Origin of the sequence: Paenibacillus assamensis DSM 18201 (assembly GCF_000422445.1) — a bacterium.
Lineage (GTDB): Bacteria > Bacillota > Bacilli > Paenibacillales > Paenibacillaceae > Paenibacillus_B > Paenibacillus_B assamensis.
In genome coordinates, this window is sequence record NZ_AULU01000021.1 from 23,665 (window position 1) to 39,209 (window position 15,545).

At 41.8% G+C, this 15,545-nt stretch carries 12 protein-coding genes and 1 pseudogene; 2 read left to right on the forward strand and 11 right to left on the reverse strand.

Annotation, left to right across the window (positions count from 1 at the left end):
- Nucleotides 1–107 precede the first annotated feature (107 nt).
- Together H580_RS0112330 and H580_RS0112335 are read right to left on the reverse strand one after the other, a co-directional pair.
- The gene (locus H580_RS0112330) at nt 108–566 is read right to left on the reverse strand and encodes a cupin domain-containing protein (protein ID WP_028595062.1); all 459 of its coding nucleotides are present in this window, start codon (nt 564–566) and stop codon (nt 108–110) included.
- A gap of 417 nt (nt 567–983) precedes the next feature.
- A complete protein-coding gene (locus tag H580_RS0112335) occupies nt 984–3,182 on the reverse strand; it encodes an NPCBM/NEW2 domain-containing protein (RefSeq protein ID WP_028595063.1) in 2,199 nt (732 codons plus the stop codon).
- A gap of 841 nt (nt 3,183–4,023) precedes the next feature.
- On the opposite strand from H580_RS0112335, the gene H580_RS0112340 reads away from it, so the two are divergent.
- Complete coding sequence (locus H580_RS0112340) at nt 4,024–4,689, forward strand: DNA alkylation repair protein (RefSeq protein ID WP_028595064.1); 666 nt, start codon at nt 4,024–4,026, stop codon at nt 4,687–4,689.
- Nucleotides 4,690–4,769: 80 nt separating this feature from the next.
- On the opposite strand, the gene H580_RS0112345 is transcribed toward H580_RS0112340, so the two are convergent.
- From H580_RS0112345 to H580_RS0112355, 3 genes are all read right to left on the reverse strand, one after another.
- Entirely contained in the window at nt 4,770–4,943 is a 174-nt protein-coding gene (locus H580_RS0112345; protein ID WP_028595065.1) for a hypothetical protein, read from the reverse strand.
- A gap of 114 nt (nt 4,944–5,057) precedes the next feature.
- A complete protein-coding gene (locus H580_RS0112350) occupies nt 5,058–6,074 on the reverse strand; it encodes an aminoglycoside phosphotransferase family protein (protein ID WP_028595066.1) in 1,017 nt (338 codons plus the stop codon).
- 673 nt (nt 6,075–6,747) lie between these two features.
- Nucleotides 6,748–7,098: a hypothetical protein gene (locus H580_RS0112355; RefSeq protein WP_028595067.1), complete on the reverse strand. Its 351-nt coding sequence runs from the start codon at nt 7,096–7,098 to the stop codon at nt 6,748–6,750.
- 514 nt (nt 7,099–7,612) lie between these two features.
- Between H580_RS0112355 and H580_RS24150 the strand changes: the two genes are divergently transcribed.
- Nucleotides 7,613–8,164 carry a TetR/AcrR family transcriptional regulator gene (locus tag H580_RS24150; protein WP_051217438.1) on the forward strand — a complete coding sequence of 184 codons (552 nt, stop codon included), beginning with the start codon at nt 7,613–7,615 and terminating at the stop codon, nt 8,162–8,164.
- A 141-nt stretch (nt 8,165–8,305) separates the two neighbouring features.
- Here H580_RS24150 and H580_RS27015 read toward each other — a convergent pair.
- The 6 genes and pseudogenes from H580_RS27015 to H580_RS0112395 all read right to left on the reverse strand — a co-directional run.
- A pseudogene (locus tag H580_RS27015) lies at nt 8,306–8,413 on the reverse strand (preprotein translocase subunit SecA); the annotation flags it as partial.
- Nucleotides 8,414–8,694: 281 nt separating this feature from the next.
- On the reverse strand, nt 8,695–9,588 hold the full coding sequence (locus H580_RS0112370) for a DMT family transporter (RefSeq protein ID WP_028595069.1): 894 nt from the start codon (nt 9,586–9,588) through the stop codon (nt 8,695–8,697).
- Nucleotides 9,589–9,592: 4 nt separating this feature from the next.
- The gene (locus H580_RS0112375) at nt 9,593–11,002 is read right to left on the reverse strand and encodes a flavin-containing monooxygenase (RefSeq protein WP_028595070.1); all 1,410 of its coding nucleotides are present in this window, start codon (nt 11,000–11,002) and stop codon (nt 9,593–9,595) included.
- A 409-nt stretch (nt 11,003–11,411) separates the two neighbouring features.
- The gene (locus H580_RS0112385; protein WP_028595072.1) at nt 11,412–12,680 is read right to left on the reverse strand and encodes a cytosine deaminase; all 1,269 of its coding nucleotides are present in this window, start codon (nt 12,678–12,680) and stop codon (nt 11,412–11,414) included.
- A complete protein-coding gene (gene codB / locus H580_RS0112390) occupies nt 12,649–13,926 on the reverse strand; it encodes a cytosine permease (RefSeq protein ID WP_028595073.1) in 1,278 nt (425 codons plus the stop codon). Before codB ends, H580_RS0112385 begins: the two co-directional genes overlap by 32 nt.
- A 384-nt stretch (nt 13,927–14,310) precedes the next feature.
- Nucleotides 14,311–15,534, reverse strand: a complete 1,224-nt coding sequence (locus H580_RS0112395) for a hypothetical protein (RefSeq protein ID WP_051217439.1) — start codon at nt 15,532–15,534, stop codon at nt 14,311–14,313.
- Nucleotides 15,535–15,545: the final 11 nt, after the last annotated feature.

Sequence of the window (15,545 nt, forward strand, 5' to 3'; positions counted from 1 at the left end):
GGGACAATTGATTTTATCGAACAGAGTCAGTTGGTGATGTTTCATCGGCTGACTCTGTTCTTGTGCATTATTTAACTAAGCTGTACTAGAAAGTAAAAATTTAAATATTACGCTTGTTCCGCCCAGTTAGCTGGATATGTGACATAGATAAAGCGTGCATATTCTGGCACAGAAAATTGAATTTTACTTCCTTTTGGAATCAGGATTATTTCCCCTGGACCAGCAGACACCTTTGTGCCGTCAATGATTACATCTAGATGTCCCTCAATCACATAATCAATTTCATCATAGTTAAGTGTCCAGTCAAAGGTTGTTTCTTTCATCTCCATGATACCGCAGCCAAGTCTTGGACTTTCCTTTAATGAAAAGAGATCTTTACAATAGACGATATCATTAGGGTTGCCTGTATCAAGACGATCCTCTTCTGTTACTTTCATATTTGGCACTTTAACAGAAGTAATCCCTCCAGGACCTTTATGAACGTTCTGTTCAATAGCATCAGCCGCTACTTTTTCCATAATCATGTTGCGAACCATCTCTTCAATCATCTTTTTATCGATATTCATAAGTACTCTCCTCTACTTCTAAGATGCAGTTTATAGAAAACCATTTTACTGTGCGATGAGCATAGCAACCATTACTTGAAAATAAACAGAAAGAGGCCTAAAGTTATACCGCTTCCTATCAAATAGGAATGCAATAACCTTAAGCCTCTTTGCTTTAGTAAGACTACGCCATTGTAGTCCTCTATTATATTTTCAACGTGAATGAAAATGTTCCACACGCTGTAACTTTAAAATTGCATGCTCCCTTTTAGTTTATCTTCTACATCGCTAATTACAATAGATAAGCAGAAACTTTTAGTGAACATTTTTCAACATTGATACGAATAGAAGCCATATCATAGCCATTTCTATCCTATTGCTATCGAATGGCTCCAAAAAGCAACTAGTTGGTTGGTGGGCCTGTTTAACCTTACAATACTATTTGATAAGACGAGCATTTACCCAATCAGCATGGTCACTATTTATACCATCACCACCATCTGTTACGATAAGTTTCAGCTCATTTTTTCCAGAAAGATTAACGTTTACCTCTTTTGCCTCTGTAGTATTATGCATTTTACCACTAGTGAATACAACTTGATTATCTACAACAACTTGGAACTCCACAGAACCTACAGTACCTACCTCATTATCTACCCCAACAAGCGCGGCAAAGGATGTGTACTGCCCATTCAGTTTGTAGACAATTTCACTGTTAGCATGTGTGCCCAAACCTTTTGTATAGGTCTTGTTATTTAACTTAAGTGTATTTCCATCAACACTACGATCTTTTTGAATGGTTCCCCAACCTATTGTGGCTGAAAACCAATTGATATCGCTGAGATACGTTGTAACAGGTGGTGGTGCTTCAAAGATTTTAATCTCACTTGCAGATGCAAAACCATTAGCGCCTCCACCTTGTGGTACTTCAAGTCGAACGTATTTTGCAACCGTAGGTGTGAACGTTACTGTCTTTTCAGTGTTGTCATTTGCCCAAGTGCCTGCTGCAATCTCAGTGAATGTTACTCCATCTAGACTAGTTAGGATTTTATACTTTGTAATAATACCATTTTGTTGAGTTTGTCGTGGTAGGTAGGTTAGTTTGGAGAATGTGGATGGGGCTGCGTACTTCGCTGTAATATGGAAAGGGAACTGGTTTTGTTTATTCCACTCACTATGCCAGATACTATTTGTATTTCCGTCAAATGCATTTACTGCGGCATTATTAGCACTTGCAGTCTCTTGGCTATTGGTTGTTACCCCAATGATACCCTTTACCTTATCTATGCCATCAGTCGGTTTAATGATGTTGGACTCTGACCCAAACCATATTGGTGCAGTGAGAAGAGGTAAATTCAATGCATTTATCTTATTTCGTGTTTCATTTGTTGCAGACAACCCCCATTTGTCAAAGAAAGGGGTCAAGTTATACTGAGCTACTTTTGACGTGTTAAGAATAAATGCCTGCTTCTTCTGATCATCTGTTGTTGGCAGATCAACTATTGCCATCTCACGATATAATCGATGTAAATTGGGATAGAAGTTATCCCCAAATGCGAGATTAAGCTGCCACAACATTTCTAGCTTTGAATTCGAGTCTGAGAAATTTTTGGTTGGTTGATCTACGAATGTGAAAGCAGCTAAGTACTCACCTGGTGACCTTCCAGGCTCAGTAGGTTTAAGAACCTTCTTAGCAACTAGAGAATATAGATTGACTGTTACCTCAGTCATCTCACCCCAAGTCCAAGGTCCTTGTTGTCTCAAATGACCTGCCTCATGATACTGCCCCCAACCCATTCTTGTAAGGTCTAAAGCATCGGCACTTGCTCCAGTATCTTTAGGCATAATGGCCCCATCCCAGTTTGCATATGCATACGCTCCTGGTATGGTTTTTTCTGTTTCAACAAAGGCAATCAAATGCTTATCTAACCGATGCCTAGGATCAGGATCAGAATTAGATAGTCCAGATATTTTATCCTGTGCTGCAATAAACGTATCATAAGTCTGTAACACAGGAACTGGGTCTTGATTCAAGATATGAGTTTTAGCAGTAGCATAATAGAATACTAAAAGAGCTTTTTCTGATTGAAGAACAACAGAAGGTGCAGTAGGATAAGCATTCATCATTGCCTGCCAATCCGCTTTTGTATGCTTACCTAATACAAAGAATGGAACAGGACTACCCCCACTTACTACATTTACATTAATACTACCTTCATTGTTGCTGTTATCAAAAGACAACAAACCGCCATTGGGTGAGGAAATTGTGTTTATACCTGCTTGTAATGGATAACTAAGCGCCCATTCTTTATCATGGCGATGTACCCCAATAACTGCTTTAATTGGTTTGTCACCTGTGACTTCAATCTTAATTTGTTCATTGGGATTTACATATAAACCTGTTGGCTGAAATATTTTTCGAGCATTTGCATGACCCGCTCTACGTTCACGCTCGCCTTCCGCCCATATATCTCCAAGGGCTTTTACTTCAAAATTTCGCTGAACAACAAGATTACTTTGCTGTGTAATGGCTGCCTCTGAAGCTTGGGCGAGTAGCCCAGATGGTGAGAGCGTTACTACAATTGCGGTTACCACCATTAGCGTTAAAATGTGAAGTGACTTCTTATGTTTTCTCATCGAGTCCTCCTAGAATAAAGATTAATATGGCACTGAACTATCCCTATTACTTCCATTTGATCTTTATTCTTCTTTCAGATGATTCCACTTGAAATAAAAAACCGTTTCTCCATTATGGGAAACGGTTTATACAGTAAGCTATTCTAAATGATTATTGCGGAGGATTTTTTCTTGCGATTGTTATCTTGTTGTTTTTTACAATCCAAGGTTCTTGAACAAGTGTGCCATCTGCTCTCTTTAATGTATACTTTCATATTTGGCGCTTTAACAGAAGTAATCTCTCCAGAACCTTTATGAACCTTCTGTTCAATAGCATCAATCGCTATTTTTCCATGATCATGTTACGAACCATTTCTTCAATCATCTTTTTATCGATATTCATGAATACTCTCCATTACATGTTCCCTCTTAATTTATCTTTTAGATAGCTACTTACAATAGCTACATATCCTTCAAACAAATATCAATGTTACAATAATAAAGTGTTCACCCGTAAAAGGTTATTTTCGTTCATTCAAATGATTAAACTAACGGATAACAGCAGACACAAGCTATTGATGAAATAATGATTAACTATGCGAATCTGAGCGGAATCCCTTTCCAAACGTCCATCCGGGACATCCTATCACAAGTCATATTACACGGCCAATATCACCGGGGCCAGATTAACCGGGTACTTCGGATCGAATCGGCAGAGCTTGTCCAAGTGGATTACATCACTTTCGTTAAGCTCTAACATTACTGGAAGTATGGCACCGTCGCGGAGGCCACGAGGTGAAAGCTCGACATAAGCTTTGAGGACTACGACGAAAAACCCGCTTTAATAAAGGAGTTGTATAAAATGAATGAAAATCAAGGTACAGAAATAAAACGTTCTTCAAAAGCAGAAAGGATTTTATCGCAGATCAATAGTAAAACGAAGCTAGGGGACTTGCGAAAAATCGCAAAGGACGTAAAAAAAGACCACGAACTAGCTATGGAACTTTGGTCAACCGAACAGTTTTTGCCCAGACTTTTAGCAATCTTACTTATGGATAAAAAACTTCTTTCACAAGAAGTGTTAAATAAGCTTGATAAAGATATGCAGACTCACACATTTGATGAACGAAATAACTTAATGGATTGGTTAATGGCTAATCAGCTCACCAAAGACAAGAAGACAATTGCATGGATGGAGTCATGGGAAAATAGCCCTTATGCTCTTCAAAGGCGAGCCTTCTGGTATTATCAAGCGCGATTGAGATGGACTGGACAAACACCGCCTGATAACACCGCAGAGTTACTATCTACATTAGAAGCTAATATTACGCAGGAAGAACCGGAAGTTCAATGGGCTATGAATTTCACCGCAGGCTGGATAGGCGTTTATGATGAAAAGAATCGTGCACGTTGTATTAAACTTGGTGAGAAAACGGGTCTTTATAAAGATGAAATAGTAGCAAAAGGATGTACGCCCAGCTATTTACCGCAGTTCATTACGATTGAAGTTAACAAACGAAAAGACTAATGCGATGTTCAACAATTGGGTAACGCTAGTTCATCATAATAAAAGAAGCCGAGCTCAACACTGCTCGGCCCTCTTGATTTCTAACGACGATGCTCTACAAGGTCTATTACGCCTAATACTACGTGTGCTAAACCAAAACCAAAAACGGTATTTGCAATCATCTTGTTCGATCCGCGACTTTGTTTCATCGCATAACCTGCACCCGTTACAGCTATACCTAATGCAGTTGGTATTAGCCCTTCTCGAATATTCATTGTAAAGTCCCCCTACATCGTAGTTAGTTGGTGTTTATTCACCCTCCTTATTCTGACCTTAACTAGCTTAAATATGCTTCAATTTTCCACACGGGCGGCTTTTTCTAATCGTCTCTACCTATTTTTCATCTCATAGATTTTTTGCAAAGTATCAAGGTGAATAGATTTATCTTCGGTTGACTCAGCGAATTTGTACCACTCTACAAGTCTATAGCCGAACATAGCAACGATTAGTTCATAGATACAATGATCATGGATATGAGATACATCCACATATTCAGAAAATCCCCTATAATAGGCAGGAATGGATTTTTGGTAGTAATCAAGCATATGACAAACGTCCGCTTCATCTGTGATTAAACTCGCGATATCTTCGCCCATGTGCCCCCATCCTGCGGTATCCCAATCGATAAGTACGATTTTATTGTCTGAATAGAATATATTGGCCACCCAAAAATCTCTATGGCAAAGCACGATTGGCAGCATTTCAATACGACTGAATATTTCTTCTGCGTTGTTATCTAAGTCTATGAGCATGTTACACAGGTGCTTCGGAATTTCACAGTCATCGGAGCGTATATAATCGTACACAACATGCCATGACCGATACCGTAAATAGTAGTTTTTCGTATACTCAATCTTGCTTAAATTGGACAGATTCTGCAATGCGTTTGGTCGTTCTGTATACAGTCTTCCTTGAAATCGTCCCAATTCCTCGGCTATATGTTCATACATTTCCGTGGTCAGATGTAAGCCTGACACACCACCAATATATTCCATCCACAATTGAATCTCATTGTCATTTAATTCGGCATGATAACATTCTGGAGAACGGAATGAATCGGAGAAAACCTGTTTAATATCTGATGCATAGAGATCGTATTCTCTACGCCATGAATCCGGATCACCATAACGCTCAAATTTTTTCTGTGTTTTCCAAACCACCTTGTACGGCAGGTTTTCACCATCTGAAGTTACAGCTATACCGGTTACCAGTAGAACATCTCCTACTGTCCCACCTTGCAACTCTTTGAGTTGATAATCTGCGCGGATTATCGTCTTCTCGAGCATTTTACTCAGAACAAGCGACAGTAATTCGGGACGTACAAACTTTTCATTATGGTTGTTCATTTCTGGTATCCTCCCTTTTTATCCTTATGCTGCATGGCCTGAATAGTCCGAACGTTTCAATAGAGCCGTCACCTCTCCATATAGGTTGATACTAAACCGATCCTCTCCTATCTCCTATCTCCTATCTCCTATATAAATCTAAGTTGTTTTTGGGCATAAAAATACCGCGAACAAGCAGCCTCCTAAGAAGCTGCTGTTTCGCGGCGAAAAGCCGAAGACCGGCTCTTGTGATCAAAAAGGGATACGACCATCATCGTATCCCGCTAACAGCAGTATTCACGAAAGGTTACTGTTTACGGCATAGCAAAAACACGGGTAATAGTCCCGTTTTTTCTCATTCCAAACGATAAGCAAAGGTTGGAATCCACTATGCCAGATATGTGATTAAGTTAAAACCACCAATACCATATAAGCAGTCATTAAAACATCCCCTTTCGCAGGAAAAAAGTAGAAAATTAACTTACTCCAATAGTTAAACATAACCCTATGTAAGAAATCAATACCATTATGGTAAGAGCAGAGATACTGCTGGAATCAGGATTTTAATAAGCTGTATGAGCGAGGTTGTACATGCTAGGAAATATGGGCTGTAACCGTTCAAGCGAAATTGAGCAGTTACAGCCATCGTGATCAACTAAATGATTATTTAAAAGTGTATAGCAACAATGAAGTATTATTGGAAATGTGCGGAATAATAGGTGTTCCCTGTCCACATATTGGCTTGGAAAGTTATTCTGTAGGTGCCGTAAGGAAGATTATTTAGTACCACATAACTACCTAGTTCTTGAGAGTACAAAGTTTGTCCGTTAGGACCAGTTATGATTAATCTCCACCATACAGTACCAGGCACATCTGGGTGGCCCCCGCCTCCTTCAGCAGCGACAACGAGAGTTCCTGATCCTGTTATGTCTTCATAAAAACCGAACCCTGGTAACGGCTTTTTTTCAGCGGAAACAGTGAGTATTGGGAATAAGACCATCATCAAGGTAGCAAATAACATAACTAGCATCGCTTGTTTCTTCATTATAAACGCCTCCTCTTTTAGTCTTACATTTTAGTTGCAGGCTAGATGTAATCGATTTGAATAAGAAATTCCACCTCCCTGAAAATAAATGACTTACCTTATTCCAAGTTGGAATATTTAAAATATAATCTGACCGCAATATTTGTGTAAATGAATCTGCAAGACTACCTGTTACTTTGCTAATTTTATTGAATAACAACGGATTGTGTAGATACATAAATGATTTCGGCAAGTATTACAATCGACTAGCGTTAAAACAAAAAATACAGCAGAAATCGTTAATTTACGCTCGCATAATCGGTGACAGTCCTACTCATAATGTCCTACCTTTTCGACAGCGTTCTGCTTTTTATGTATACCGAACGTTTGTTATAAATCATGTAAAGCACACTAGCCTTTCTATCCAACTCCTTCAATGAAATCAGGTCTTGATTTCAACAATTTTTCACCCATATATTTATGTCAAACATACGTTATATAATATATAAAAAGGATACTTTTGAGGTGAATACGCATGCCTAAGATTGTCGATCATGATAGCTATCGAATAGAGCTGCTGGATCGATGTTTCGATTTGTTTGCAAACAAATCGATATCGTCCCTAACGATGCGGCAGATTGCAAAGTATCTTGATGTTTCTACAGGAACAATCTATCATTATTTCCCCGACAAAAAAGATTTGCTCAGGCAAATGCTTCAACATCTTACGACGAAGGACATTATGCATGGATTGGTAGATCTTCCGAATGAAACCGCAGAGGAGCAATTACAGCATCTTTTTCGATATTTAATAACACAAGAACAATACTTCATTCAGAAAACACTGTTCATATTAGATTATTATCGTAGTACGGAATTAGAGCCGGAGCATCTCGCTGTTCTTCATGCAATTGGTGAAAAATATATTGCAACGCTTCAACAGATACTTCCGAACCGTGAAGATGCTAGCTTCCTGTTTTCTATGATTCACGGTTTGCTGTTTATGCAATATTTAAATCATGATATGTCCATGCTAGAGAAACATGTGCAATTAGCGATGGAATGGGTTCGCAGCAGACAACAATAGTATTGATCGTTGATAATATAAGTTTGAGTGGAAGCAGGGCTCTTCACCCCGAATTCTTCCAAGTAGGCTTAGGTGATTTGAACATGAAATACAACCCGCCCAGCTTGGCAACAAGCTCTGCTTGCGTAGGGTTACCTCCACGGCCAGGGTACCAGACTCCTCGACGCTTGACGTACCAATGAGAATAGGACGTCCCGTCGCATGGACGGATGAGATTTCTTGTACAAGCGCCTTGAGTTTGGCTGATTTTTTTCCTAAAATCCATTAACCGATGTTGATATAAAACAACAGACATATCGTCAATACCACCATCCATGCCAAGGTATGAGGAGGGGGAAAAATTCCCCCATCACCATGTCTATATTGCGTATACCTAGTAAAATAAAGATTGCATGCCTTGTGTCCCAGAAAATATTAATATAGGATATATCTTACAATTATAATGTCAGGCTCCTTTTTTGTCAGTTCCTATAGCAAATATACTACTAGAACGTACGCGTTTACTCTTCCGTATCACATTTTGCACGCGCTCATTTAAATAATGAAGCCTTAGCTTTTTTAGCACGATAATTCACTAAATAAATACTTACACCTACGAACAATAGGCCTACGATAAGGCGGTAAGTTACCGGCTCATCTAAGAACACTGTACTGATGAGTACCGCAATGATCGGTACCAGAAACGTGAATGTACCGATTTTGCTAGCCTCTCCTGCATGAATAAGTTTATAGTAAATGATGTATGCCAGTGGAATGCCAAATGTGGAGCCGTATCCGAGTCCAAAAAGGTATTTACCATTCCATTCAATAGTTGACCAGTTTTCAACAATGGTTCCAGTACCAGTTAGAACAACTCCACCAATAATAAATTGCAATGACACCATCCAGAAAGCATCTACTTCGTTGCTCACCTTTTTCACATAAACGACACCAAGTGCCCAGCTCAATGCCATAAGCAGCCCTAAGACAACACCAATGATTGATACATGAACAGTTAATCCGTCCACACTGACAAATACAATGCCAAGAAATCCGATAATCAAACCTATGATTTTAAACGGCGGCATGTGCTCTCCAAGCCAAATCCAAGCAAATAATCCAAGCAGAACGGGCTGGAAATAGACAAGCACTGACAACAGTCCTCCTGGTAAATAATTGAGCCCGACCGTCTGTAATCCAAAAAAGAGAATCGTATTAAACAATGCTGAAATACAATATTTCACCCAATTTTCACGCCATTTGATCTTGTTTCTCATTTTATATAGGAGAGCTGCAAGTATAAGGCCCCCAATCAATGTACGCATACCTGCAAATAATAACGGGGGCGTATAAGGTACTGCCATTTTATAGATCGGCCAACTTCCGCCCCAAATAAAGACTAATAATAGTGCTGCATACGTCGTTTTTGTAAAGAGCTGCCCCAATTGACTACCCTCCCAATAACCCAACGAATTCAGCTTCATTATAGGCATAAAAGTTTTTGAGAATTTCCTCACGATTATCAGAGAACAGTTGGTCTGCCACAGCAGAAACGAGTCTAGGTATCCCATATTTCATTCCCGGAAGCGAAGAGGCTGAGATACCACAGCTAACTATAGCGGAATAGTTAAAAACAAAAAGCCCATGAAGAAGCTTGGAATCCTTTCTGTCCCGGCATGTGAATGTAAAGTCAGGGCCTAGGTAAGGATACGCATCAAGCTTATGGTTGGCGATTTCAGGAGGTGCATGATAATGATCGCCCCAACGTGCAATATGAGGTTCGAACAACTTGAGCTCTGGACGTAAAGAATGATCAGTCATAAGACCAGTAGAAATGATAAGAAAATCAAAAGTGAAATTACATTGTGGAGTAGTGATAACGGCCTTCCCAGCTTCATGCTGTACGTCTAGCCAGGGTGCACCTAAGTGTAATTGAAAGCCGGAGTGTGAAGCTGCACGTTCAAATGTGTCATTTGTAGGAGGTTGATGTTTAAAGTAGTGGTCTATCACGGCATATTTATCAGCATCAGATAGAACATGAAAACGTTCAATTAGACCTGACACCCTCATTTGTCGCATTGGGTTAATACGCGGTATCTCCGTGCGCCGGACAAACACATGAGCCGAACTCACACCTTCAGACAATGCAAAATTGGCATTGTCAAAAGCTGATGCCCCGCCGCCTAAAATGGCTACTTCCTTGCCTTGTAGGGCTTTAAAGTCGATCTTTTCTGAGGTATGTGCATAGAGGTGACGAGGTAATGTTGCAGAAATTATTGAGGGTACGTGCCACTCCCCTCCGCCTTGAATTCCCGTGGCTAAAATAACCTTGCGGGCCAGTAATGGTTGAGAAGATGCTCCTGCTCCTTCCACATGCAGTCGATAAACATCATCCCCTGTAGGCTCAATTAGTTTCACCTTTACTTCATTAACAACAGGTAATTGAAGAACTTTTCGATACCAGCGCAGATAGTTCATCCAATCATTCCGTGAAATCTTATCGATGTCCTTCCAACTTTGTACCCCAAACTGAGCTTCCCACCAAGAACGAAAAGTTAGAGAAGGCACTCCGAGATCAATGGATATCAACTGTTTAACCGTACGCAATGTCATCATACGAGCGTAAGTTACCCATGGCCCTTCATATCCTTCAACGTTTTCATCGAGGACAAGGATATTAGATATTCTTTCACGTAAAAGCCCAAAGGCTACACCTAAGCCACACTGGCCGCCTCCTATTATCACTGCATCATAGACATGCCCCTCAGGATGGTGGGCTCTACGTACCCAGTCTTCTCCTCCAAATGCAAGAAAAGAAAGATCCCTTCTTACTTGTTTATTTAAAGCTTCTAAACTCATCATTTCTCATTCCTTTCGTTATATGGGTTATATGGTTTATTATCTTCTGATCTAATCGTAAAGTTAGTTTGTCTATACTGCTTTCAATAGAATGCACAGATTGATTTCAACAGCTTTAGTTAACTTTTTGAATTCATTGAGTTTGCCCCACCTCCTTAATTTTAACATCAATATACCATACCCCCCTATAGTATGCAAACAGCTTTTTAAGTAGATTTCAAAATAGGTGTTCGACGTCTGGAAGAGTAAAGTGGGTACTTGAATCAAGATAAAAGCGGTATGCACAAAAAATCCCCTCATGTATCCAGGAAGAGTTCACGATCATGCGATCTCTTGTTACCCTGTCTACCATGAGGGGAATTTTGGCTAATGCGCATGCCCTGCTTGATGCATGGCACGCCTCATTCGATTATTTATTGAACGTGACCTTCTCCAAACCACCATCAAGAACGATCGACGTCTCACGCGGTTTCGTTTCCGCGATTTTGCGGCCGCCTCTGAACGAATAAAGCACTCCAGCTTGTTTACGAATAGCCTCATATTCGTTCTCTGCCTCAAGTACGATGAAGTTAGCAGGCTTACCTTCTTCAATGCCGTACACTTCCTCGATATGAAGCGTTCTCGCACTATTTTTCGTAATCAAGTCGATTGAATTCACAATTTGATCGTAACCGAGCAACTGCGAAGCATGAATACCCATGTGCAGCACCTGAAGCATGTTGCCCGTGCCTAATGGATACCATGGATCAAAGATGTCATCGTGACCGAAACATACATTAAGACCAGCTTCCTGCAGCTCTTTGACGCGAGTTAGCCCTCTTCTTTTCGGATACGTGTCGAAACGTCCCTGTAAGTGGATGTTGACCAAAGGATTGGAGACGAAATTGAGGTCAGCCATCTTCAGTAATCTAAACAATTTGTACGTATATGCATCGTTGTATGATCCCATCGCCGTCGTGTGGCTTGCCGTCGTACGGGAGCCTAGCCCGCGTTCGTAGGCTTCTTTTGCTACGACCTCTAAGAAACGGGATTGCTCATCATCGATTTCGTCACAATGGATGTCGATGAGACGGTCGTATTTTTCAGCGAGGTCAAATGCGACCTTCATCGAATCAACGCCATATTCTCTCGTAAATTCGAAGTGTGGAATTCCGCCTACTACGTCAACGCCCATTTTCAACGCCTCTTCCAGCAATTGTGCGCCGTTCGGATAAGAATGAATGCCTTCCTGCGGAAATGCGACAAGCTGGATATCGATGTATGGTGCCATTTCTTCTTTCACTTCAAGCAGCGCTTTAACCGCGGTCAAGCTTGGATCGGTGACGTCTACATGCGTCCGTACATGCTGGATGCCCTGTGCGATCTGCCATTTTAGTGCCGTTTTGGAGCGCGTTTTAACGTCTTCATGCGTTAGGAATGCTTTGCGTTCTGACCAGCGTTGAATGCCCTCGAACAGTGTTCCGCTCAAATTCCATTCTGGCTCGCCCGCCGTTAACGTTGTATCCAAATGTATATGAGGTTCAATGAATGGCGGCAGCACAAGCGAACCGCTGACGTCCATGATTTCCTCATTTGTAGTGGCTTCCAGTGACTGTGTAATTCGTTCAAACTTGCCGTCTTTCACGACGATATTCCATAAACCTTCTTTACCCCGCAATTTGGCGTTCTGTATAATCATTTATTTTCCCCTTTTCATTAGATTTTTTCGTAGAAATGACTAACGTCAACACGGTGTAGGCCACAGCCGTACCGATTAGTGCATTCAATGGCGTAATTCCTGGAGCCAGTTGGGCGAAGGCAACACCGAGGGCCCAAGCGACCATCGCGATCCAGTTCACCTTCATGAACGTTGTGTCGGCAAACGGTTTGTAGTTTCTGCGCTTTACAAAGAAGTAGTCCGCGATGATGATGGCCCCGATTGAGGGTACCGCCGCGCTGAGCACACTCAGGAAACCGACGAAATTGTTGTACATCCACATGGCAAATATCGTACCGACGATGCCGTTTACAACGACGAGAAGCTTTTTTGAAATCTTAGTGATGTTGGCAAATCCTAGCCCGGAAGCGTAAAGGGCATTATCGTTGGTTGTCCAAATATTCAACCCCAAGACGATAATCGCGGGAATGGTCAAACCTTGCAGGAACATAACCTCCGAGATATCTGCCAGCTTATAAGCCATTGCTCCTACTGCGCCGAACAGAAACATAAGTGAGTTCCCGAGGAAGAAGGCAATGACCGTGGCGGTAACCGCTTGCCGGGAAGTCTGGGAATACCGAGCAAAGTCAGGCGTCAGCGTTCCACCGCTAATGAATGACCCGATACAAATGGTCAATGCTGCTGCCATGGTAAGCGTCTCAGTTGGCGTGTAATCGAGCAACCCTTGCAAACCACCAAGCGAGTTTGCTCCTTCGAACATCGAGTAACTACCGAGAATGGTAATGGCAGGAACCGCAATATAACCCAGAATGACGAGTGATTTCATACCGAAAATGGCTGTAGCCGTCATTGCAAAACCAAACAAAAAGATTAGCAGGTACACGTTCCAATCCATTGCTTTGGCTACTGGAACCGCGAACATGGCGACACCGACACCGAACCATCCGACCTGGGTGAAGCCTAGCAGGAACGAAGGCAGGTACGAACCTTTCTCACCGAACGAATATTTTGCCAGCAAATGCGTGGAAAGTCCTGTTTTGGCTGCGATATGAGCGAGCGCTCCTGTATAGATGCCGAGTACCAAATTTCCTACCAATACAATTCCAATGAACTCCATAAACGTCAAGCTGACTCCCAACGTTCCCCCTGCCAGCATGCTTGCCGAAAAGAAAGTAAATCCCAACATTACCGATAATGTTTTCCAAAAATGGTTTCTCTGCGTTTTCGGTACCTCTTGCCACGAAAACTCTTGATCTTGATTGCTCATCAGAATACCTCCAGCTTAAAGTGTTCTGATACCAAAAAAAGCAGAAAAAGAGGCTACTTGTCATGTATAAAACTGACAAGTAGCCTCTTTTTTACATCTTAAACCGCGCGAAAAAGCAAAGCATCCCTGACGGTATATGCCCTGATTCATGCGTGAATAAATAGATCCGCTTCCCTTGTCAGCCTCTCTGGACTGAATTAAAGGTACCAGTATTCAATTACATTCTATTATTTTGAAAAAGATCATAATTGTCAATGTTAATATTAACCATTCATTATGTAAGTCATTACTTCTCTACTCGCATTTCCTACAAGCGCCTATATTTGATCTTGCTTACCATTCGCAAAATTTCATCAAACGGAATTTAATTTTATATTCAACCGTTCAATATTCGCGAGCTGCATCGAACCAGCATTGAGCCATTTCCTCCGATATAGGCTGGCCAATAAGACTGATAAGATGACCGGACTGGCTAAGTTGCCATACAGCTTCTCCAAGGTCTTCTCTTTCTGTAGTTTCGATGCCTTTGAGGGTATTGAATCGCACGGTGAAAGCGGTAATGGCAGCCTCTGCATCGGCAAGGTTGCGTGCCTGGGACAAAGATGCTTCTGCGACGTTGTAAGCTTCGTTAGCCAGTTTGGCAAGGCGTTTAGGCCAAGCCGAGAACGGACGGCCAAATTCGGTCGTCCACCATTCTGGCTTTCGCAATTGGCTTACTGAAGCATAACTGACCCACGGGCGCGTTTTAGCGCGTGCTTTCATTTGCTGCCTTAGGCGCTTGCCCGTAGTCTCTTCCACATTGTAGGCGATAAATCTGTCAAGCAATGGCCAAGTGTCCAAGGATGGTAAGTCCACCAAATCAGGCATGAAGCGCAGCTCTAGATTCGTTAACCTAGCTTGACGAGCTAACAAGTCTATGTTGCAGAAGTTCCCCCACAAACTCAGTGAGTCAAGGTTAGGGAATCGTTCTAAGCAGTCCAGTGAGATGGGCTGTCCCATCGGCTTATTTTGCAGCGTCAGGCTTGTCACCTGGTGCAATTCACCAAGGTCAGCCAGCGCGAATGGCGGATCATTCTTACGTCGGCTGGTACACGGCGCTAGTGTCAGTGAAGACGGGATATTTCCAGTAGCCGATAAATGTAAAAGATCACCGGACACATGCAGGCGGAAAGGTTCCTTTGGAAGCTTCAAGCTCAGACGTCCTACTGACTCTTCTAGTTCGATATGTAACCCATGTATAATCGACTGGCTGGCATCCACCACTGTATCGGTATTTAGAAGCGGTGTCCACGTTATCTCTTCAATGGGACGTTTCTGCGCCCAATCCAAAAAGCCCGAGTCACTGCCTGAGTAATGCAGAAATCGCGGCCAGGGCGAGCCTGCCGGCGTAGCAAAGGCATCAAATACAGTCCAATTGATGCGCGCATCTGGCGCAACGTGAAGATCCGCCTTTTTCCCCAATTGCGATGGTCCGATACATAAACTGCCCACACCGGGCCGTATGACAAGAGTGTGGCTGCGTGGACCCGTCAGGTCAATAGAATAACTACCGACATCTGTCATAGAAGCAGCAAGGCGAGATTGACTATCATTTGGCACTTTCGTCATCCTTTCTTCTA